General features: G+C 59.0%; 17 protein-coding genes. 8 read left to right on the forward strand and 9 right to left on the reverse strand.

The genetic code is table 11. The features are described 5' to 3' along the window. Nucleotides 1-25: 25 nt before the first annotated feature. Entirely contained in the window at nt 26-1,612 is a 1,587-nt protein-coding gene (malX, locus tag GWQ31_RS03505) for a maltose/glucose-specific PTS transporter subunit IIBC (RefSeq protein ID WP_265421254.1), read from the reverse strand. Between the two features lie 316 nt (nt 1,613-1,928). Between malX and GWQ31_RS03510 the strand changes: the two genes are divergently transcribed. From GWQ31_RS03510 to GWQ31_RS03530, 5 genes are all read left to right on the forward strand, one after another. Then, nucleotides 1,929-2,966 (forward strand): Mal regulon transcriptional regulator MalI, encoded by a 1,038-nt coding sequence (locus tag GWQ31_RS03510; RefSeq protein ID WP_265421346.1) that lies wholly within the window; start codon nt 1,929-1,931, stop codon nt 2,964-2,966. Between the two features lie 349 nt (nt 2,967-3,315). After that, nucleotides 3,316-4,536, forward strand: coding sequence for an alpha/beta hydrolase (locus tag GWQ31_RS03515; protein WP_111589093.1), 1,221 nt, complete (start codon nt 3,316-3,318; stop codon nt 4,534-4,536). A gap of 285 nt (nt 4,537-4,821) precedes the next feature. Further along, nucleotides 4,822-5,925 (forward strand): YdcF family protein, encoded by a 1,104-nt coding sequence (locus GWQ31_RS03520; protein ID WP_096118830.1) that lies wholly within the window; start codon nt 4,822-4,824, stop codon nt 5,923-5,925. A 38-nt stretch (nt 5,926-5,963) separates the two neighbouring features. Continuing rightward, complete coding sequence (locus GWQ31_RS03525) at nt 5,964-6,212, forward strand: hypothetical protein (protein ID WP_275908641.1); 249 nt, start codon at nt 5,964-5,966, stop codon at nt 6,210-6,212. 194 nt (nt 6,213-6,406) lie between these two features. Then, entirely contained in the window at nt 6,407-8,125 is a 1,719-nt protein-coding gene (locus tag GWQ31_RS03530) for an alpha/beta fold hydrolase (protein WP_275908642.1), read from the forward strand. Between the two features lie 78 nt (nt 8,126-8,203). Here GWQ31_RS03530 and GWQ31_RS03535 read toward each other — a convergent pair whose 3' ends face one another. From GWQ31_RS03535 to cyoA, 6 genes are all read right to left on the reverse strand, one after another. Next, entirely contained in the window at nt 8,204-9,565 is a 1,362-nt protein-coding gene (locus tag GWQ31_RS03535) for an MFS transporter (RefSeq protein ID WP_265462207.1), read from the reverse strand. A gap of 192 nt (nt 9,566-9,757) precedes the next feature. Continuing rightward, on the reverse strand, nt 9,758-10,651 hold the full coding sequence (gene cyoE / locus GWQ31_RS03540) for a heme o synthase (RefSeq protein WP_005312708.1): 894 nt from the start codon (nt 10,649-10,651) through the stop codon (nt 9,758-9,760). Nucleotides 10,652-10,662: 11 nt separating this feature from the next. After that, nucleotides 10,663-10,995, reverse strand: coding sequence for a cytochrome o ubiquinol oxidase subunit IV (locus tag GWQ31_RS03545; protein ID WP_005312705.1), 333 nt, complete (start codon nt 10,993-10,995; stop codon nt 10,663-10,665). After that, nucleotides 10,996-11,610: a cytochrome o ubiquinol oxidase subunit III gene (locus tag GWQ31_RS03550; RefSeq protein WP_005312702.1), complete on the reverse strand. Its 615-nt coding sequence runs from the start codon at nt 11,608-11,610 to the stop codon at nt 10,996-10,998. 4 nt (nt 11,611-11,614) lie between these two features. Next, nucleotides 11,615-13,591 carry a cytochrome o ubiquinol oxidase subunit I gene (gene cyoB / locus GWQ31_RS03555; RefSeq protein WP_265421258.1) on the reverse strand — a complete coding sequence of 659 codons (1,977 nt, stop codon included), beginning with the start codon at nt 13,589-13,591 and terminating at the stop codon, nt 11,615-11,617. A gap of 3 nt (nt 13,592-13,594) precedes the next feature. After that, nucleotides 13,595-14,620, reverse strand: a complete 1,026-nt coding sequence (gene cyoA / locus GWQ31_RS03560; RefSeq protein ID WP_219590287.1) for a cytochrome o ubiquinol oxidase subunit II — start codon at nt 14,618-14,620, stop codon at nt 13,595-13,597. A 606-nt stretch (nt 14,621-15,226) separates the two neighbouring features. On the opposite strand from cyoA, the gene GWQ31_RS03565 reads away from it, so the two are divergent. Both GWQ31_RS03565 and GWQ31_RS03570 read left to right on the forward strand, forming a co-directional pair. Next, nucleotides 15,227-17,152 carry an NAD(P)/FAD-dependent oxidoreductase gene (locus tag GWQ31_RS03565; protein ID WP_265421260.1) on the forward strand — a complete coding sequence of 642 codons (1,926 nt, stop codon included), beginning with the start codon at nt 15,227-15,229 and terminating at the stop codon, nt 17,150-17,152. Continuing rightward, entirely contained in the window at nt 17,149-18,348 is a 1,200-nt protein-coding gene (locus GWQ31_RS03570; RefSeq protein WP_265421261.1) for a cytochrome c, read from the forward strand. The genes GWQ31_RS03565 and GWQ31_RS03570 overlap by 4 nt, the downstream gene beginning before the upstream one ends. A 71-nt stretch (nt 18,349-18,419) precedes the next feature. Here the strand turns inward: GWQ31_RS03570 and GWQ31_RS03575 are convergent, their stop codons facing one another. Together GWQ31_RS03575 and GWQ31_RS03580 are read right to left on the reverse strand one after the other, a co-directional pair. Beyond that, nucleotides 18,420-18,755: a DUF3634 family protein gene (locus GWQ31_RS03575; RefSeq protein ID WP_275908643.1), complete on the reverse strand. Its 336-nt coding sequence runs from the start codon at nt 18,753-18,755 to the stop codon at nt 18,420-18,422. Nucleotides 18,756-18,912: 157 nt separating this feature from the next. Further along, nucleotides 18,913-19,881: a nucleoside hydrolase gene (locus GWQ31_RS03580; protein ID WP_271771676.1), complete on the reverse strand. Its 969-nt coding sequence runs from the start codon at nt 19,879-19,881 to the stop codon at nt 18,913-18,915. A 296-nt stretch (nt 19,882-20,177) separates the two neighbouring features. Here GWQ31_RS03580 and GWQ31_RS03585 point away from each other — a divergent pair, with 296 nt between their 5' ends. Beyond that, a complete protein-coding gene (locus tag GWQ31_RS03585) occupies nt 20,178-20,735 on the forward strand; it encodes a HutD family protein (RefSeq protein WP_275908644.1) in 558 nt (185 codons plus the stop codon). Nucleotides 20,736-20,745: the final 10 nt, after the last annotated feature.

Consider the following 20,745-nt stretch of genomic DNA (forward strand, 5'->3'; position numbering starts at 1 on the left):
CCCCGTTCGGATGTCATTGGCCGGTTCAGGCCCCCATCAGGCTCTGCAGCTGGTTTTTCACCAGATGCACCTGAGGGCCGATCACCACCTGCAGGTTGTGCTCGTCGAGCTTGATCACCCCGATGGCGCCATTCGCTTTCAATACCTTGTCATCGACCCGGCTCATGTCCTGCACCGACATCCGCAGGCGGGTGATGCAGTTATCGAGCGCGAGTATGTTATCAGCCCCGCCCAAGGCGTTAAGGATCACCTCACCGTTGTAACCGCTGTTGCCCACCTTCTTGCCCGCCGGTTGGGCGGTCTCGCTCGTCTCAATCTCCCGGCTCTCTTTTTCACGACCAGGAGTTTTCAGGTTGAAGCGCACTATGGCGAAGCGGAACACGCTGTAGTAGATGGCAAACCAGATAGCGGCCGCGACCGGCACCAGATACCACTTGGTGGCGGTGCCTTGCAGCACGCCGAACACCAGAAAATCGATGATGTTACCGTCGGTGTTGCCGATGGTGACGCCAAGCAGCCCCATGGTCATAAAGCCCAGACCCGTCAGGATGGCGTGAATGACGTAGAGCACCGGTGCCACGAACAGGAACAGGAACTCCAGCGGCTCCGTGATGCCGCCGATGACGCAGGCCACTACGCCGGAGACCAGCAGCGCCTTGATCTTGCCGCGATTTTCTGGGCGAGCGCAGTGATACATGGCGAGCGCCGCACCCGGCAGGCCGCCGAGGAAGGCAGGCATCTTGCCCTGAGAGAGGAACGAAGTGGCAGAGACCGAGAAGCCGCTGGTGTCGGCGCAAGAGAGCTCGGCGTAGAAGATATTGAGGGCGCCGCTCACCTCGTGACCGCATACCAGCTGGGTGCCGCCCGCTTCGGTAAAGCGAATGAGCGCCACCAGAATGTGGTGCAGGCCGAGCGGCAGCAGCAGACGCTCACCGGTACCGAACAGGAAGGGGCCGAAGGGACCGGCGTGGGAGATCAGCGCCCCGATACCATTGATGCCAGCGGCAAACCAGGGCCAGGCGAACGGCACGACCAGACCGACTACACCCAGTACCAGCACGGTGATGATAGGCACGAAGCGGGCACCGCCGAAGAAGGCGAGCGCATCGGGCATCTTGTAGGTGTAGAAACGGGCGTGCAGTTTGGCGACGATCACCCCGACGATGATGGCCCCCAGAATACCGGTGTCGATGGAGCTGATACCGAGGATCGATTTCACCCCGTAGGCCTTCTCCGCCGCTGCATCACCGATCACGTTGGCCACGGTCAGGTAGAAGTTGATGGAGAGGTTGAGCGCCGCATAGCCGACGAAACCGGCAAAGGCCGCGACCCCCTTCTCTTCTCGCGCCAGCCCCAGCGGAATGGCCACCGCAAACATCACCGGCAGGTAGATAAAGGCCACCAGCCCCACCTTGGTCATCCAGAGGAACAGCAGTTGCAGCACGGTATTGTCGAGGAAGGGCATGCTCTGCTTGACCGCATCGCTGGTAAGCGAACTGCCGACACCGAGCAAAATGCCCGAGAAGGCCAGCAGGGCGACCGGCAGCATAAAAGTCTTGCCGAGGCTCTGGAGGAACTCCCAGATGGTGGATTTGGCTTGGGGCTTGGCCATGTGTCTGATCCTTGTGAAGTGAAGGTCACGTCTCGATGCCGATCTCCCGTACTGCACTCAAGGAGGGCAGGCAGGGGAGAGAGACCGCATCAGGTTTTGTGGATGATAAAACGTTTTATCAACTCACAAGTGCCGACAGGATCACAGAATGGCAGGCCCGAATGGCGAGTGGATTAAAATCTGTGAGCCAGATCGGCGCAGCTGTGATGTAACGTTTCACTTGGGTATACGAGGGGGTATGCTGTGGTTCTCCGGTCTCTTTGCCCATGGCTGCAGCACTCGCACTATGTCGTCACAACCCATGCCGTCCAAACCTATGTCGTCCAAATCACTCGTCTCGAAAAACGCCAAGATCACCGACGTGGCCCAGCTGGCGGGGGTCTCGGTCACTACCGTCTCCATGGTGCTCAATGGCAAGGGGCGCATCTCGCCGGCGACCGCCGAGCGGGTTCAGCAGGCCATCAAAGCGCTCGACTACGTGCCCAACAGTGCCGCCGCCAACCTGCGCAGCCAGCAATCCAACCTGGTGGGGCTGATCCTGCGCGACATCACGGATCCCTTCTATACCGAGGTCACGGCCGGGGTGAGCGAGGTGCTGGAGCAGCAGGGCTATCTGCTGTTTCTGACCCAGTGCGGCCACAGCCCGGAGCGATTGCAGCAGAGCATCCAGTCCCTGTCACGGCAGGGGGTGGCGGGCATCATCTTCAATCCGGTGCGCGGCGCGGCGGCTAAAACCCTGGAGACCCTGCTGGGCTCACAGCTGCCGGTGGTGTGCGCCGCCCGCTCCTACTATCGGGATGACGTGGACTTTATCGGCCCCGACAACACTCACGCCGCCCAGCAGGCCACCACTTATCTAATCGAGCAGGGCCACCGCCATATCGCCTACGTCGGCGGGCGGGCCGACTCCCTCACCCGCGCCGAGCGCATCGGCGGCTACTGCGCCAGCCTGCTGCAATACGGCCTCCCCTTCAAACCGGAGTGGGTACTGGAGTGCGAGCGCACCCAGCGCAGCGCCGCCGACACCATAGCCCAGCTGCTGCACCAGCACCCCAAGGTGACGGCCATCCTCTGTCACTACCCAGAGGTGGCGCTCGGCGGCATTTACGGGGTGGAGGCGAGCGGACGCACAGTGGGCAAGGACAACTACATCGGCCAGCAAGTAGCCCTGCTCGGCTTTGACGACGTGGCAGAGGCCGAGCTCACTTATCCTGCCCTCACCTTCGTCAGCTCACCGGCACGGGAAATAGGCCGCCAGGCTGCCCTGCGGCTGCTGACCCGGATGCAGCAACCCGAGCTCGCTCCCAACCGCCATATCATCGCCCCCCATCTGCAGAAGCGGGCATCAGCCTGACCAGGCAGGTCGCGCCATGCGGCCTCGCCTTGTCATGTCCCCCCCCTCCAGATGCCGGGTGCCATCAACAAACAGGCCATTGGATGATCGGGAACCGATTATCACCACGCGCTGCTGTCCCTTTCGGGTTTAGCCCTTGACATGAGCAGTGAGCAATCAAGCCTCAAGAGGGTCGCATCCATGGCGCGGATGGATCACACTGGGCTGGCTAACAGGAATAAACTGACGGTGGTCAGGCTCTGTCTCTGCCTTGTGTTCTCGCTGGCACACCCAGGACCTGCAGACGCAGAAAGCCGGGCAATGAACAGCGCCACATTGCGTATCTTTACTGGAAAATGGAGTCTTCAGGATGAGAAATTGGATTCGTCTCGGTATTTTTACCCTGCTTTTGCACATAGGCGTGTCACAGGCGTTTGCTCAACAGAGCGAGCCGGTTCAGGTAACATCAGGCATCCAATACCAGCTGATTGCACGCTGGGATCAGGATCAGCTGAACAAGATCCTGACCCGTGACACACCGGCCTTTGCCGGCATCACTGTCTCGTATACTCCCGCGCGCAATGCCGTGCGCCTCTATCGCATCAGCTACCACTCCGTCATCCCCGAGATGGGCAACAAGCCTACAGTGGCCTCTGGCCTGCTGGCTGTGCCTGACACCGGTGGCCAGGCCTTTCCAACCGTCTCCTATCAGCACGGCACCGTCTATGGTCACAATGAGGTGCCCTCCTTTGCCGATCAGTCACCGGAAACCCAGTTGATGATCGCGCAGTTCGTGGGTCAGGGGTACCTGCTCATCGGTGCCGACTACTTTGGCCTCGGCACCTCGACCGAGCCGGAAGGCTATATGGTCAAGGGCAGCCATCAACAGGCCACATTTGATCTGCTGATGGCCAGCCGCGCCGTGCTCGCCCACATGCAGATCGTCAGCGACAAGCTGTTTCTGGCGGGCTGGTCACAGGGGGGATTCGTGACCATGGCCTTCCTCGAGAAACTCGAAGCAGCCGGGGTCAAGGTCGATGGCGCCGCCACCGCCAGCGCACCGCTGGATGTCTACGCCTTGATGCAGGGTTTTCTGGTCTACCCGCGCAAGTTCGATGCCGTCTGGCTCAACAGCATCATGATCCTCTCATCCTTTGCCTACGAGCATTACTACGGCATACCCGGGCTCGCCCGCTCCTTGCTGACCGACGAGTATTACGACATTGCCAAGAAGGCCTATGACAGAGAGCCCTTCAATCCGTCCGACATCACCACGGATCTGCACAAGCTGATCCGCCCGGCCTATTTCGACCCTCACTATTTTGCCAACTCGGCGTTCGGCAAGCTGATCGGCTCAGCACACGCCTACCGCTGGGTCATACAGTCGCCGGTACGCAACTACTACGGGGAAACCGATGAGGCAATCACACCGGGAGTCGGTCGCATGGCGATGATGTATGCCCAATCCATGGGATCGGGCAACCAGAACGTCGAGGCCATCTCGACCGGCCCGACCACCCATCGCGGCACCTTCGCCACCGCAGTCCCCCAGTGGAAAGCCTGGTTCGACAAGGTCGCGAAGCCGGAGTGACCTCGGCACCGACAGCACGTCCCCCCGGCAAAACGTCGGGGGGCAAGTGACAAGCACACCCTGCCCCGGTATCTGCATGGGTATTGGTTCTTGCTCTGCATCACAGACCTTGCTGCTCTCTTTGACCGCACCACCACAGCCCATCCCCCGATAACCGAAGCGGTTCACGTTTTTTTCATCTGAAAGGGAGTAGAGTAAGCAATCACCAAGTTGATGTTTTTATTGAAAAAGCCCCTACGGGTGATGGAATGGCTTGGTGCCCTTAACCCTCGGTGGAACGCCATGATGAAGAAAAATGCGATTGCCCTGACTCTGGCCAGCCTGTTGGCGCTGCCAGTGTTTATCCCCTCCGATGCCTGGGCGGCCCCTGTGCGCTCCCTGCAAAAGGAGCAAAATTACGATCAGTACATCAGCAAGCGCCAGGTGGTTGATCAACTGCTGGCGGATGCCTGGCAGGTCTTCAAGTCGCCGGCTCGCATCTCCACTGCCGGGTTCACCGCCAAGATGCCGAGCAACATGGAGCAGGTCACAGAACTGCTGCTGCAGGCCTATCAGCTCGAACCCTACCGCACCGACCTGTTGATCTCGGCAGCCAACGCCCAGATTTACAACGGCAACGTGGACAAGGCCATCACACTGTTCGAGCAGGGTCTCAGCACGGCGCCAGACGATCTGGATCTGAACACCTATCTCGCCACCTGGCAGCGATTCAAAGGCAATCAGGGCAAGGCTGATGACTATTTCAAGCGGGTGAGCGAGCTCAACAGCGGCCGCGCCGCCGATCTGAAACGCATCTTCGACACCATAGACAGAGTCAATGCCACTCCGCTCAAGGAGCGTCAGGGCCGGGAAAAGAAAAAGGGGCGGCAAGCCATCGTCACCCTGGGGTATGCCCTCAACCCGGATGGCAGCATGCACGAGATCCTGCTGGGCAGGCTGGAGACCACCCGCTCCCTGGCCCAGGCCAATCCGTCTGCGCTGATCATACTGACAGGTGGTGTGCCCCAGAACCGCCAGACCGAAGGCAAGCTGATGGCCGACTGGCTGGTAAAGAAAGGGGTAGATCGCTCGCGCATCATTGAGGAGAACTACGCCACCAGCACGGTGGAAAATGCCCTCTACAGCGGCTATGCCCTGGCCCGTCACCAGATCCAGTATGCGACCCTGGTGAGCTCGGCCAGCCACGTGCGCCGAGGCCAGACCCTGCTGGAGATCGCCTGCTGGCAGAGCGGTCCCGCCGGGATCCAGATAGACAGCGTCAGCTACCCGGACAAGCCGCTCTCGGCACTGGCCAAGGTGAGCGACAGCGAACTGCTCGGCATCTACCGCGATGCGCTGCGCACCTATGGCCTCTGGAGTTACCGCTCCGCCCCCCTGCTGGAGCGCTAATAGCCAGCACTCGGCCAGAAAATAAACATGCCCACTTCATGAGTGGGCATTTTTATTTGGTCCGCTCTCGCCCGGATGGCGACAGCTCACTATTATATTATTTATCATCCAAAGCAAGAGGCCGCCAGCGTGGCGAAAAGGCAACCAAAATACAGGCTGCAACAGCAGCCGCAGATAGCGGCTATCATCAAGTCGCCTATATTGAAAACTATATTGGCAACCTGGCAGACAAGGTAACTAAACCCAAAAAAAAATCACCTAAATTGTTGTTTAATTACACATTTTAAATTAATAACGCAGGGGTGATAAAATTGAAAATAATGGTTCCGCACACAACAGTTACTATCTATATTCTTATTTAATGCCTTTCATTTATTTTTGATATAAACAACAGCAATATTTTCACACAATTAATCACTGCATTTCATCTTGTTCATTCGCTTACCATCCGCTTGTTCAGGCAATACGATGGAAACAAACGATGAAATACACGCTGATGATCTCTCTACTGGCACCCACCCTGTTGGCGGGCTGCGAACTGGAAAAGAAAGAGGAGCCTCCCTTCAAGGGGCAACATATCACCGCCGCCTATGACACAGGTGTCGTCTGCCGCCAATTGCAGCAAGAGTGGCAGCAAGATGACATCGCCAGTCAGCTCAGTTGCCACTACCTGACAGTACCGCTGGATTACGACAAGGAGTGGGTCGATGTCAAACAGACCAAATGGGAGAAGCGCCCTGCGCCCACCACAGCAAGCTCCTTCCTCTCCGGCAACACGACTCGCTTCTCATCCCCTTCCTGGTCAGATAGCACAACCCGGTTCTCGACGCCCTCCTGGTCAAACGGCATCGACCTGGGTCAGGTCAAGCAGGAGACCCGCAAGGTCAAGGGTGACACTATCGATCTCTTCTATGTGCACTATCGCGCCACCGGCGGCTATCACGGCACCCTCTTTTTCAACCCGGGCGGCCCCGATTCAGCAACCCCGAGGATGGGCCCCCTGCTCACCGCGCTGCGCAATGCCGATCCTGACATTCTCAGACATTACGATATCGTCACCATGGACCCCAGAGGGGCTGGTTACAGTGCACTAGGACACGAGCTCAGAAGCTGCCTGCTAAAAGACAAAGACGGCGTCAAACCTGACATGACCCCAAGCGAGCTCGCCAGATTATTCATTGAACGGGACAAGGGCGCCCTGTCGGCGCTGAACAACAGCGGCGATCACGGCAAGGCTCTCAGCAAACTGATACTGGAACGCTGCGACGAGCCATTTCGTCGTTACGCCCCCCATCTGGGCTCCCAGGCCATAGTGCAGGACATTGATCGCCTGCGCCAACACCTGGGGCATGACAAGATCACTCCCCTCACCTTCTCCTATGGCACCCGCCTCGCAGCTCTCTACGCCCAGCGCTACCCGAGCCACGTGGCCGATGTGATCGTCGACTCTTCCATGTCGCCGAGCGAGGATCGCTATCCAGCCATCTTCCAAGAGGATGCCGCTAATGCGGGCCGTGTCTTCAACTGGCGCTTTGGCGCCCAGGCGCTGCAACGCAGCGTGGAGGTGACCCGGCAGGTGCGCGACAAGGGCCTGTATGTCGATAACCAAGGCAATACTCTGGATCACAAGCAGTGGGAGGCGGTCATGGGAGATGCGCTCACCGGGCAAGAGGGCTACGACCAGCTGGCGTTCTGGCTGCAGGACGATGCCAGCGAACTGCTGGCTCGTCTCGCCAAAGAGCAAGAGGGGAACAATCCCTACGAGGAGATCATGGGCGGTCCCTTCTTCTCCGCCATTCACTGCACCGACAACGGCCAATCTTACCGCTGGCAGGATCTGGATCCGGAAGATGCCAGCTTCCAAGGTGCGGGGGCTTTTATGCTGGATAACAGCTTCCATGCCTGTGCAGATTGGCCCTATCCCCGCAAGCCAGTGCCCACTGTGGACGCCGGAGAGATTGAGCTCCCAGCTGGATCATTGGCACTGGTACTGGGGGCAGAGTATGACCCCATAACCCCTTTCAGCAATACGCGCCAGATGCAGGCCGCCTTTGGGCAGGCGGCCCGTCTGGTCAGAGTCGAGCAGAGCAACTTCCATGTTCAGCTGGGCAGTGTCCAATGTGCCAATCAGGCCCTCAGCACCCTGCTGCTGGGCGACAGGCAAACACTGATGCGGGAGCAAAGCTGCAAGGCTGATTGAGCACTTGCCCTGACTCATAAAAAACCAAACAAGAAGCCCGCCGAATTGGCGGGCTTCTTTATCGATGGCACAAAGAGATCAGGCGGCGATCAACTGCTCCAGATCCTGGCGAGTGAGGCGCTTGGCATCGATTTTCACGTACACAGAGCGCTCTGCACTGGCCAGCATCACATCGCTCACCCCCTCACAGGCGCGGATCTTCTGCTCCAGCGCCGGACTCGCCTCCACACCTTCCGGCAGCACGATGCGCAGGCTGCTCACATAGGGGGGCTCCTGCATGGTCAGGCTCACACCGAGCCAGATCAGGGCCAGCAGGGCGCAGCAACCAAACACCAGTGCACCGCCTCCCAGACTGTAAAAGAGCCCGCCCAGGCTGCCACCGAGAGCCACGCCAATAAACTGGCTGGTGGAGTAGACCCCCATGGCGGTGCCCTTGTAACCGGGGGGGGACTCCTTGCTGATGAGGGATGGCAACAGCGCTTCCATTACGTTGAAACCGATAAAGAAGAGCTGCAACCCGGCGAGCAGGCCCCACAGCTGCAACCCGGCCTGCCACAGCACCACTTCGGCGATCAGCATCACCAGCACGCAGATCTGGAATACCCGCTTCATCTGGCGGTGCTTCTCGGCATAGATGATGAACGGCACCACGCTCACAAAGGCGACCAGCATGGTGAACAGATAGGCCTGCCACTGACTGTCGCGGGGCAGACCGGCCTGCTCCAGCAGTGGCGGCAACGCCACGAAGCTCGACATCAGCAGGGTATGGACGCACAAAATGCCGAGGTTGAGTTTGAGCAGGCGCGGGTTGGTGAGCACGGTGCGCATCCCTCCCCTGACCATGCTGGACTCGCGGTTGAGCAGATGACTGGTCGGGGTCGGCACCAGCCAGAGGGTGATGCCAATGCCCCCCAGGGCCAGCAAGGCTATCAGCCAGAACAGGCCGGAGAGCCCCAGCGCATGGGTAATCAGGGGGCCCGTCACCATGGCAATGGCGAAGGTGATGCCAAAGCTTACCCCGATAAAAGCCATCGCCTTGGTACGGTTCTGCTCACGGGTGAGATCTGACAGCAGCGCCATGACGGCGGCCGAGATGGCACCGCTGCCCTGCAAGGCGCGGCCGAGGATGACGCCCCAGATGGAGTGAGTCAGTGCCGCGATCACGCTGCCCAACGCAAACATCAGCAGGCCGCCGACGATCAAGGGCTTTCTGCCGATGCGATCAGAGAGCAGGCCGAACGGGATCTGGAACAGCGCCTGGGTCATGCCGTAGATGCCGATGGCCAGACCAATCAGGGCCTCGGAGGCGCCGGCCAGTGACATGCCATAGGTAGTCAGCACCGGCAGCACCATGAACATGCCGAGCATGCGCAAAGAGAAGACGGAGCCGAGCGCCCAGGTGGCGCGGCGCTCGCCCCTCGTCATGGTGAAATCATTCATGATGGCCTCGATAGGTCAAAGAGAGAGAGAAGAGAAAAGGGGCGGATGACAAGGCACGCCACACCCGAAAAAGCCGACAATGCGCCCCGTGGGGCGGGCCTCATAATAACAGAGCCGGGAGGGTTCCCGGCTCTGGATTCTATTGATTTTCCTGTGTTGCATCACAGCCTTGGGGTCCGGCAACACGAGCCATCACGGCAGCATGCTCACCAATACCGGCGTCGCGTCCGGCTGGAAGTCCACCGACATCATCACGCTCAGGCAAGTAATGGTGACGATGGAGAACATGAACAGCTTGCGGGCCCAGAGGGAGTCATCGACCGCCTGCTTGTAACCCGACAGCGCCATGCCCAGCCACCAGACGCTGACCGCAGTGGCCACGATCAGATACTTGTAACCGGCGTAACCGCCGAGGAACAGCATCAGGGTCGGCACCATGAAGGCCAGTATGTAGAGGGTGATGTGGTGTTTGGCCACGACAATCCCCTTCACCACCGGCAGTACTGGAATGTTGGCCGCCTGATAATCCTTGAAGCGGAAGATGGCAATCGCATAGGAGTGCGGCATCTGCCACAGGCTGAAGATCGCCAGCAGTATCAGGGCCCCCGAGTCGAACTGGCCGCTCACGGCGCAGTAGCCGATGACGGGTGGCGCGGCACCCGAAAGGCTGCCAACCAGGGTGCCATAGACAGAATGGCGCTTCATGTAGAGGCTGTAGACCCCCACATAGACAATGAAGCCCAGCACCGCCAGCAAGGCGGCCAACGGATTGGCCGCCCAGTAGAGCAGTGCAATGCCCGCAACACCGAGCGCGCTCGCATACCAGAGCGAGACGCCGGGGGCGATAAGCCCCCTCACCAGAGCGCGGTTTTTGGTACGCTCCATGATGCAGTCGATGTCCCTGTCTATGTAGTTGTTGAACACACAACCGGAGGCCACCACCAGTGAGACACCGGCCATGGTCAGGATGAACAGGGGCACATCCAGGCTCCCCTTGGACGCCAGCAGGAATCCGCCGATAACCGAGATGAGGTTACCGAAGATGATGCCCGGCTTGGTCACTTGCAGGTATTGCTTCATCATCATTGCCAACCTGCTCAGTGAACCATCATGTTGATGTTGAGGTTGTACATGATCCACAGGGAACCCACGACCACGATGGCGATGATGAGCACGGTAAACACCAGTGCCACCAGGTTCCAGCGCTCCTCGGACGAGGTGTTCATGTGCAGGAAGTAGACCAGATGCACGAAGATCTGCACCACCGCCATGGCCACCACTGTGATCAGCATGGTCTGGTGGGTGAAGCCCCCGTCCATCACCATCCAGAACGGGATGGCGGTCAGTATGACTGACAGTACGAAGCCGATCAGATAGCTCTTGGCACTGCCGTGGCTGGCGCCATGATTGTCAACGCTATGAGTGCTCATTTACATTGCTCCCATCAGATAGACCACGGTAAACACGCAGATCCACACCACGTCCAGGAAGTGCCAGAACAGGCTCAGGCACATCAGACGGGAACGGGTGCGGTCAGTCAGCCCCTTCTTGGCCACCAGCACCATCATGACGATCAGCCAGATGAGGCCGCTGGTCACGTGGATGCCGTGAGTGCCAACCAGGGTGAAGAAGGCGGAGAGGAAGGCGCTGCGATCCGGGCCATAACCCTCGGCAATCAGGTGATGGAATTCGTAGATTTCCATCGCGATGAAGCCGGCGCCCAGCACAAAGGTCACCAGCAGCCAGCCATTGACGGCAGCGGCACGGCCCTTGTTCATGGCCAGCATGGCAAAGCCGAAGGTGATGCTGCTAAACAGCAGCAGCATGGTTTCGGCAAACACGAACGGCAGTTCGAAAATATCCTTGCCGCTGGGGCCGCCGGCGGTGCCGTTGACCAGGACTGCATAGGTTGCAAACAGACATGCAAACAAGATGCAGTCACTCATCAGGTAGATCCAGAAACCGAATACCTTGTTGGCTCCGGCATCATGGTGCCCATGGTCATGGGCACCCTCGTGAGTGTGATGTAGAACGTCGGTCGCCATGGCGTCACGCCCCCTTGTTGATGTTGGCAAAATGCTGACCTTCGATGCGTTCGATCTCGTCAACCTGCACGTAGTAGTCCACATCATCGTTGAAGCTGTGGATGATCCAGGTGGCAATCATGGCGACGAAGGCAGCAATCGCCATCCACCAGATGTGCCAGATCATGGCAAAGCCAAAGAGAGCACTGAAGCCTGCGATGATGACACCCGCCCCTGTGTTCCTGGGCATGTGGATCGGCGCATACTGCTTGGGCTGCTGATAGGCGGTGCCGTTTTGCTTGGCTTCCCAGAATGCATCCAGACCTGTGATGGTCGGCTCGATGGCGAAGTTGTAGAAGGGCGGCGGTGAAGAGGTCGCCCACTCCAGGGTACGGCCACCCCAGGGATCGCCAGTCAGATCGCGATTCTTCTCGCGGTCACGGATACTGACCACCACCTGGATCACCTGGCACAAGACGCCAATGGCAATCAGGCCGGCACCCACGGCGGCCACGACTAGCCAGGGGTGGAAGGCCGGATCCAGCTGCTGGCTGACCCGACGGGTCATGCCCATGAAGCCCAGCACGTAGAGCGGCATGAAGGCCACGAAGAAGCCGACAATCCAGAACCAGAAGGAGCGCTTGCCCCAGGTTTCGTCCAGGGTGAAGCCGAACGCCTTGGGGAACCAGTAGGTGATACCGGCGAAGCAGCCAAACACCACTCCGCCGATGATGACGTTGTGGAAGTGGGCGATCAGGAACAGACTGTTATGCAGCACGAAGTTCGCAGCCGGTACTGACAGCAGTACCCCCGTCATGCCACCTATGGTGAAGGTGATGATGAACCCTATGGTCCACAGCATGGGCGAGGTGAACTCGATGCGACCACGGTACATGGTGAACAGCCAGTTGAAGATCTTCACCCCGGTCGGGATGGAGATGATCATGGTGGTGATGCCGAAGAAGGCATTCACGTTGGCGCCGGACCCCATGGTAAAGAAGTGGTGCAACCAGACGATGAAGGAGAGCACGGTAATGGCGATGGTCGCCCACACCAGCGAGGTGTAACCGAACAACTTCTTCTTGCAGAAGGTGGCCACCACTTCCGAGAAGATCCCGAACACTGGCAGTACCAGGATATATACCTCGGGATGGCCCCAGGCCCAGATGAGGTTGATGTACATCATCATGTTGCCACCCATGTCATTGGTAAAGAAATGGGTGCCGAGATAACGGTCAGCGGTGAGCAGTGCCACAGTGACGGTCAGGATCGGGAAGGAAGCGATGATCAAAATGTTGGCGCACAAGGCAGTCCAGGTGAACACCGGCAGGCGCATCATGGTCATGCCGGGGGCACGCATCTTGATGATGGTGGCGAAGAAGTTGACGCCGGTCAGCAAGGTACCCAGCCCCGAGATCTGCAGACTCCAGATCCAGTAATCCACCCCGACACCCGGGCTGTATTCCAGACCAGAGAGTGGCGGATACGCCAGCCAGCCGGTCTGGGCAAACTCGCCGACCGCCAGGGAGACGTTGATCAACACAACGGCGGCGGCGGTGAACCAGAAGCTGATGTTGTTGAGGAAGGGGAAGGCCACATCACGGGCACCGATCTGCAGTGGCACCACTATGTTCATCAGACCTATTACCAGCGGCATGGCCACGAAGAAGATCATGATGACACCGTGAGCGGTGAAGATCTGGTCGTAGTGGTGGGGCGGCAAAATGCCATCGCCACCGGCCGAGGCCATCACCTGCTGGGTACGCATCATCACCGCATCGGCAAAGCCGCGCAGCAGCATGACCATGCCGAGGATCAGATACATGACCCCCAGACGCTTGTGGTCGACCGAGGTGAACCACTCTTTCCACAGATACTGCCACTTGCCAAAATAGGTGATCAGCCCGGCAAGGCCGAGGCCACCCAGAATGATACCGGCCACAGTCACCATGATGATGGGTTCATGGTACGGAATGGCATCGAGCGTTAATTTTCCAAACATCAGTTATTCCTCGGATCCCGCTTTCACAGAGTTGTCATCCGTCGGCATCGTCATATGCCCGGCATGATCCATTTGTGTGTCATGCGCCATGGCGTCATGGTTCATTGTTTGCTGATCCATGGTGGTGTGATCCATGGTCTCGCCGTGCGCCATCCCTTTATGCTCACCGTGGCCCATGTCACCCATGAACTTGTTGATCAGGTTGACGAACAGTGACGGATCGGCGCTGGAGAAATACTCCACCGGATGGTATTCGGTCGGCTTGGCCAGAGCATCGAACTCCGCCATTGTGGTGAGCTGCTTGGGTGACTGTTTCACCTTGGCGACCCAGGCGTCGAAACCTGCCTGATCCTGCGTGGCGATGGCCTTGAACTTCATCCCGGAGAAACCGGCACCGCTATAGCTGCTGGAGATGCCGTCATATTTCCCGGCCTCATTGGCGATGAGATGCAGCTTGGTCTGCATACCGGCCATGGCATAAATTTGCCCGCCCAGTTTGGGAATGAAGAAGGAGTTCATGACGGTGTCAGACGTCACCCGGAAATTCACCGGCGTGTTGACCGGGAAGGCCAACTCATTGACCGAGGCAATCCCCAACTCCGGGTAGACAAACAACCATTTCCAGTCGAGGGAAATAACATCAACCAGGATCGGTTTGACCTCTGAATCGAGCGGCTTGTAAGGGTCCAGCTCGTGGGACGTTTTCCAGGTGATGGTCGCCAGAATGACGACGATAATGACGGGAACGGTCCAGACAACCGCTTCAATCTTGTTGGAGTGAGACCAATCCGGGGTATATTTGGCGTCGGTATTGGATGCCCTGTATTTACGGGCAAATACCACTGCCATAATAATCACAGGGATCACCACAATTAACATCAGCCCCAAGGCGGTTAATATCAGTGATTTCTGCTCCAGACCAATCTGCCCTTTGGGGTTCATCAACGCCATGTCGCAGCCGGTCAGCAAGCTGGCCGATGCGATCAACAGCAAAGCACCCAAGCCCCTCTTTAATTCAAAAGGTCTCATGCAGTGTCCTCATCATTCGCAGGCGTAAAGGTATAAAAAAAGCGCATCATTATATTGCATTGAGAATGGATGTAAACAAGGTGGGAAATTAATCTGCAAGTTGTTTTCTGTTTGGAGGTGACCTGTGATGTATGTTAATGCCTTGACAGCCGCCATTTTCACAAGGATGTGCAATTATTCACCAGCAGCATTGATTTCATTTCAATCAGAATTAGCTCAGCAAGTGAACAATCAGTTTTAAACCCTTTATTTAATGCGGTTAAATGACTTTTCCTGTATTTACATCAGCTGCAAGCGGCCCTGTTTTCAACAATGGAAATAACCACATAAAAAGCAGATATAAAGACTCTTACAGACCCTTAATTAATCAAAATACGCTCAGGTTAATTCCATGCTCTTGGTGAGACTATCTCCTGAACATACCTGTCTCATGCATTTCATCGGGTCTGCTTCATCACAACCGTCATCATCTTGTTTAATAAGTTATTATCAAACCCATGGACTCCATCCGGATATGGCGTTAGGTTGCGCCCCTTCGTTGCCAAGCCAGTGACGAAACCGACCTATCCCATTCCCCATTTGACTCTTCATACCACAGGGATTGCCATGAGTATCACACGCAGAGACTTTCTCAACGGCGTAGCCATCACCATAGCGGCAGGCATCGCCCCCATCAATCTGTTGCAGGCGGCAGAGGGCGGCAAGGCGCTGGCCGACAAGACGCTTGCCTATCCGCCTGCCCTCACAGGGTTGCGGGGCAACCACCCAGGCTCCTTTGAACCGGCCCACAGCATAGCCCGCGACGGCAAGCAGTATGACTTCGCCAATGTTCCCCTCGAGGGGGAGTACGATCTGGTGATCGTCGGCGCCGGGATCAGCGGTCTGGCCGCCGCCTGCTTCTATCAACAGTTGCTCGGCGCGGATAAAAAGATCCTGCTGCTGGACAACCACGACGATTTTGGCGGCCACGCCAAGCGCAACGAGTTTACAACCCCCGATGGCCTGCGACTGGGTTACGGCGGCAGCGAATCCCTGCAATCGCCGCGCTCCGTCTACAGCCCCATCGCACTCGGCCTGCTCAAGACGCTCGAGGTGAACATCGACGAACTGGCCGCCGGCTTCCAGCAGACCTTCTATCCGGATCTGGGCCTGAGCCGCGGCGTCTACTTCGACGAGAAGCACTTTGGCGTCAACAAGGTGGTGAGCGGTGACCCTGGCCACAACGTGGCCGATGACATCCCCCGGGATCGCCTCAACGGCCGCCCCCTGGCCGAATTCATCGGTGACTTCCCGCTCGATGAGCACGACCGTGCAGCCTTGCTGGCCCTGCACGAAGAGAAGATCGACTACCTCAGTGGCATGAGCCGGGAGGAGAAAGATCTCTGGATGACCCGCAACAGCTACACCAGCTTCCTGCGAGACAAGGTGGGCCTGAGCGAGCGTGCAATCACTTACTTCCAGCAGCGCACCAACGACTTCCAGGCGGTCGGTATCGATGCCACCGCCTGCGCCGATGCGCGCCTCTGTGCCCTGCCTGGCTTTGGCGGCATGAACCTCACTCCTCTCGATGCCGAGGAGCAGGCGGAGCTGGACGATCCCTACATCTTCCACTTCCCGGATGGCAACGCCGGCCTCACCCGCCTGATGGTGCGCAAGCTGATCCCGCAGGTGGCGCCGGGCCACACCATGCAGGATGTGGTGCTGGCCAAGTTTGACTACGGCAAGCTCGATCTGCCGGAGCACAAGGTGCAACTACGCCTTGGCAGCACAGCGCTGCAGGCGAAGAACATCCGCCGCACCGATGGCAGCACTGGGGTGGATGTCACCTACATCAAGGAGGGCAAGCTCCATAGGGTGCGGGCCAAACAGTCAGTCATGGCTGGATACAACATGATGATCCCCTACATGGTGCCGGAGATGGCAGAGCCCCAGAAGGAGGCGCTGCGCCAGAACGCCAAGGCGCCGCTGGTCTACACCAAGGTGGTGATCAAGAACTGGCAATCCTTCGTCAAGCTGGGAGTGCACGAGGTCTACTCCCCCGCGGCGCCCTACAGCCGGGTCAAGCTGGACTACCCGGTCAACCTCGGCGGCTATGAGCATCCCAAGAATCCGGATCAGCCCATGTGCCTGCACATGGTCTATGTGCCGACCCTGCCGGGCAGCGGCCTGTCGGCTCGCGAACAGTCCCGCAAGGGACGCGCCATGATCCTCGGCATGCCGTTCGAGCAGCACGAACAGATGATCCGCGAACAACTGCAGGGAATGCTGGGCAGCGCCGGTTTCAACCATGAGCAGGACATCCTCGCCATCACGGTCAACCGCTGGTCCCACGGCTACTCCTACATCACCAATACCCTGTTTGATGACGAAGCGCAGTGCGAAAAATGGATTGAGCTGGGTCGTCAGCCTATCGGCAACATCACTATCGCCAACTCCGACTCGGACTGGAGCCCCTACGCCCACTCCGCCATCGATCAGGCCTGGCGCGCGGTCAACGAGCTGGTCGCCATGCAAAAAGGAGGTGCCCAATGATCCGCACCCTGTCACTGACCGCCACCGCCCTGCTGGCAGCCATGGCGGCCCAACCCGCACAGGCAGGCTCCGCCATGTCGGCGGGCGAGTATATTTCCAAGCTGGGGGATTGCGCCGCCTGCCACACCAGCGAGGCCAGTGCCCCGCTTGCCGGTGGCAAGGGCTTCCCGACCCCCATAGGCACAGTGTTCGCCACCAACATCACCCCCGACAAGACCCACGGCATCGGCAACTACAGCCTGCCGGAGTTCATCAAGGTGATGCGCGAAGGGGTGGCCCGGGATGGTCACCAGCTCTATCCGGCCATGCCCTACACTGCCTACGCCAAGATGAGCGATAAGGATCTTGAAGATCTCTATCACTACCTGATGAAGGAGGTTCCCCCGCTGGCGGTGGCCAACAAGGAGAGCGACATCCCCTGGCCGCTCAATATGCGCTGGCCGCTGATGGGCTGGAACTGGCTCTATCACGATGACAGTCGCTTCACCCCGGTAGCGGGCAAGAGCGAGCAGTGGAATCGTGGCGCCTATCTGGTGCAAGGTGCCGGTCACTGTGGCAGCTGCCACACCCCGCGCGGGCTCGGCATGCAGGAAAAGGCCCTGACCGAGGCAGACCCCCTCTATCTGAGCGGTGCAACGCTCGATGGCTGGTATGCCCCCAATATCCGTGGTGCCCGGTACGACAAGCAGGCGATCATCGATTTGCTGAAAACCGGCCTCAGCCAGCATCAGGCCGTTTCTGGCCCCATGGCGGAAGTGATCACTCACAGCAGTCAGTACTTCAGCGACACCGATCTGGCCAGCATCGCCACCTATCTCACCGAGCTCAGTGACGACACGCCGGTGAGCCAGGGCAACCGGGCCTACGCCAGCGCGGGCGGCAAGGCAGACTACGCCATGTACTGCTCGACCTGTCACGGGGTCAACGGTGAGGGCAATGACCACGTCATTCCTTCACTGGTGGGCAACCAGACTGTGCTGGCCGATGACCCGGCCAGCCTGCTCAACGTGCTGCTGCACGGCGCCGAGACCCCGATCACCCAGGGCCATATCGGCTACCACATGCCAGGTTATGGATGGACCCTCAACGACGAGCAGATGGCCGAGCTGGCCAATACGCTGCGCGCCTCCTGGGGCAATGAAGGCGCCGCCATCAAACCGGCAGCCGTCAAGGCCCAGCGCGAGCTGCACGAGTAGCACGACTGCCGACCTTAGCCATAAAAAACGGGCCTCCCATGGAGGCCCGTTTGCTGTGTGCCATCAGGGCGTCAGCCCTTGCGGGACTTGGGACCTTGGGTGGGCACAGCTGACTGGTGGTAATCGGCGTAAGGGAAGATATTACGAAAACGCTGGGCGACTGGCTCAGGGATCGAACGGGAGAAGACCAGCCTGACCCCATGCCCATCCCGCTGACCCAGGATGCGGCCCCGCACGGGATCGTGGTGCAGGATCTGCCGGGCCTGGGCCAAAAACGCGGGGGATACCTTGCCCCGCTTGACCACCACCTTGTCCGCTTGCAACCGGATCTCGAACAGGGCTCCCCGCCCCAGCGTCATCAACCACCCGATCAGGGCAATTGCCACCAACAAGGATAACCAGGCCATCTCTTCCCTCCTAACGACTCAGTGTCAGCACGTCACTCCAGGCTATTTCCACCCCGCTGACGTCTTGCTGTCAGACAGTATAAGCGGCCCCATTGCCGGAATGTTTGGCGCGGATCACAGCCGTCGACTCACCTTGCGTTCGGTCACCCTACGCAGGTCAGCAATCCTTGCCCCAGGCCACCAGGGTGTCGCGATAGAGCGCCAGCAGCGCCTGATCCCGCACAGCCACCCCCACATGCTGGGCACGATAGTCGGCCCAGCCGTCATGAGGATGGGATTTGTCATCGAACTTTTGCAGGGTATGACCGATGGCGGGGCCACTGTTGATCACCCGCACAGGCCCCTTTCTCAGGGTGAACAGAGTCGGATCGATCACGTAGGCGATGGCGGAGGGATCATGTACGTGACAACCATCCAGGCCGATGCGCTCCGAGTAGAAGCGCAGATAGAAACGGCTCACCTCCCACAGGAAGCGGCCCGGCTCGCCCGCCTCATCGCGCAGCGCATCCAGATAGCCACTGCTGAAGAAGCTCTGCTGGGTCACATCCAGCCCTATGATCACCACGGGCCAGTTGGCAGTAAACACCCGGTCGGCGGCATCGGGATCGTCGTGGATATTGGCCTCGGCATAGGGGGTGACGTTGCCGCGATGACCGTTGACGCCAAAGGCACCGCCCATCACTACCACCTGCTTCACCAACCCGGTGATCTCCGGTACCTCCTGCAGCGCCAGCGCCAGGTTGGTGAGCGGCCCTATGGTGACCAGGGTGATCTCGCCGGGGGCGGCTTTTACCGCGTCGACTATGTATTGCCAGGCCGGGCGGGCATCCGGGGTAAGGTTCACCTCCCCGGCCTCGACATCGCCGAAACCACTCGGGCCGTGCACGACAGTGGTCGGCCCCACGGGATCGCGCAGCAGCGGCGCGGCCGCGCCCTGGGCGACATCTGCCTTCATGCCGTACTTCTGCTTGAGCCAGAGTGCATTGCGGGTGCCATTGTCGATGGTGGCGTTGCCAAAGACGGTAGTAATGGCGATGAGATCGATGGCGGGGTGCGCCTCGGCAAACAGAATTGCCATGGCGTCGTCGATACCCGGGTCGGTATCCAGAATGATTTTGTGGCTCATAGGGCCTCCAGACAACAACGGAGCTGCCAGTGTAACGACACCCTGTCCGTTTAACAGCGCTGTGATCACACCCTGACGATTGCCTTCCCCTAGACCGGGTCGAGTGGCGTCTTCTTGAGCAGAACGGGTGGCAGAGGCAGGCCGGTAACCTGACAGCCGGCCTGCGCAGCGAAAGAGTGCTGAAATAGTGGGCAACCGGACGGCCGCGGATACCTGCCGCCTTGTGAGCCGCCGTGCGGAATGGTATCACTTGGCCTCATTGACCACTTCTCTCATCCATCTGCCGAGGCGCCATTGTGATCACCCTGATTAAAGAGTCGGACCAGCTGAAGATGCCCTGGAAGAACAAGCAGGGCACCACAGCCCAGATCCTCATCTCTCCCAGGGGAGCGACTCTGGACAAACTCGACTTTGACTACCGGCTGAGCTCGGCCCCCATCAAGGAAGCCGGTGTATTCTCTCGTTTCCCGGGTTATCAGCGTATCCTGCTGCCCGTCAGCGGCGCCGGCTTCGTGCTCAACGGCCACCCTTACGCCACCCTGGAGGCGGCCCATTTCAGCGGGGATGACGAGACCCACTGCGCCTTGCTGAAAAAAGAGGTGACGGATCTGGGGCTCATCTACGACCCTGCGCGCATCAGCGCCAACGTACGGGTGCTCAATCTGCCGTTTCCCCTCAGCTTGACTCTGGAGGCCGACAAAACATACCTCTGCCATCTGCTGAGCGGTCAGCTCACGGTTCAGGATCATACCGTGGCGGTCAACGACACCCTGGTGGTGACCGGCGAGGAGAGCATACGGCTGGAGTGCCAGAAGAAGACCGCCATCGCCTTCTTTACCCTGCAAGCCAGATAGGGGAGAGGCC

Origin of the sequence: Aeromonas sp. 2MA4, from assembly GCF_029237305.1 — a bacterium.
Taxonomy (GTDB): domain Bacteria; phylum Pseudomonadota; class Gammaproteobacteria; order Enterobacterales; family Aeromonadaceae; genus Aeromonas; species Aeromonas salmonicida.

Excerpts from the sequence above, each read along its gene's own strand:
- malX (WP_265421254.1), bottom strand. The coding sequence starts at position 1,612 with ATGGCCAAGCCCCAAGCCAAATCCACCATCTGGGAGTTCCTCCAGAGC.
- GWQ31_RS03510 (WP_265421346.1), top strand. The coding sequence starts at position 1,929 with ATGTCGTCCAAATCACTCGTCTCGAAAAACGCCAAGATCACCGACGTG.
- GWQ31_RS03515 (WP_111589093.1), top strand. The coding sequence starts at position 3,316 with ATGAGAAATTGGATTCGTCTCGGTATTTTTACCCTGCTTTTGCACATA.
- GWQ31_RS03520 (WP_096118830.1), top strand. The coding sequence starts at position 4,822 with ATGAAGAAAAATGCGATTGCCCTGACTCTGGCCAGCCTGTTGGCGCTG.
- GWQ31_RS03525 (WP_275908641.1), top strand. The coding sequence starts at position 5,964 with ATGAGTGGGCATTTTTATTTGGTCCGCTCTCGCCCGGATGGCGACAGC.
- GWQ31_RS03530 (WP_275908642.1), top strand. The coding sequence starts at position 6,407 with ATGAAATACACGCTGATGATCTCTCTACTGGCACCCACCCTGTTGGCG.
- GWQ31_RS03535 (WP_265462207.1), bottom strand. The coding sequence starts at position 9,565 with ATGAATGATTTCACCATGACGAGGGGCGAGCGCCGCGCCACCTGGGCG.
- cyoE (WP_005312708.1), bottom strand. The coding sequence starts at position 10,651 with ATGATGATGAAGCAATACCTGCAAGTGACCAAGCCGGGCATCATCTTC.
- GWQ31_RS03545 (WP_005312705.1), bottom strand. The coding sequence starts at position 10,995 with ATGAGCACTCATAGCGTTGACAATCATGGCGCCAGCCACGGCAGTGCC.
- GWQ31_RS03550 (WP_005312702.1), bottom strand. The coding sequence starts at position 11,610 with ATGGCGACCGACGTTCTACATCACACTCACGAGGGTGCCCATGACCAT.
- cyoB (WP_265421258.1), bottom strand. The coding sequence starts at position 13,591 with ATGTTTGGAAAATTAACGCTCGATGCCATTCCGTACCATGAACCCATC.
- cyoA (WP_219590287.1), bottom strand. The coding sequence starts at position 14,620 with ATGAGACCTTTTGAATTAAAGAGGGGCTTGGGTGCTTTGCTGTTGATC.
- GWQ31_RS03565 (WP_265421260.1), top strand. The coding sequence starts at position 15,227 with ATGAGTATCACACGCAGAGACTTTCTCAACGGCGTAGCCATCACCATA.
- GWQ31_RS03570 (WP_265421261.1), top strand. The coding sequence starts at position 17,149 with ATGATCCGCACCCTGTCACTGACCGCCACCGCCCTGCTGGCAGCCATG.
- GWQ31_RS03575 (WP_275908643.1), bottom strand. The coding sequence starts at position 18,755 with ATGGCCTGGTTATCCTTGTTGGTGGCAATTGCCCTGATCGGGTGGTTG.
- GWQ31_RS03580 (WP_271771676.1), bottom strand. The coding sequence starts at position 19,881 with ATGAGCCACAAAATCATTCTGGATACCGACCCGGGTATCGACGACGCC.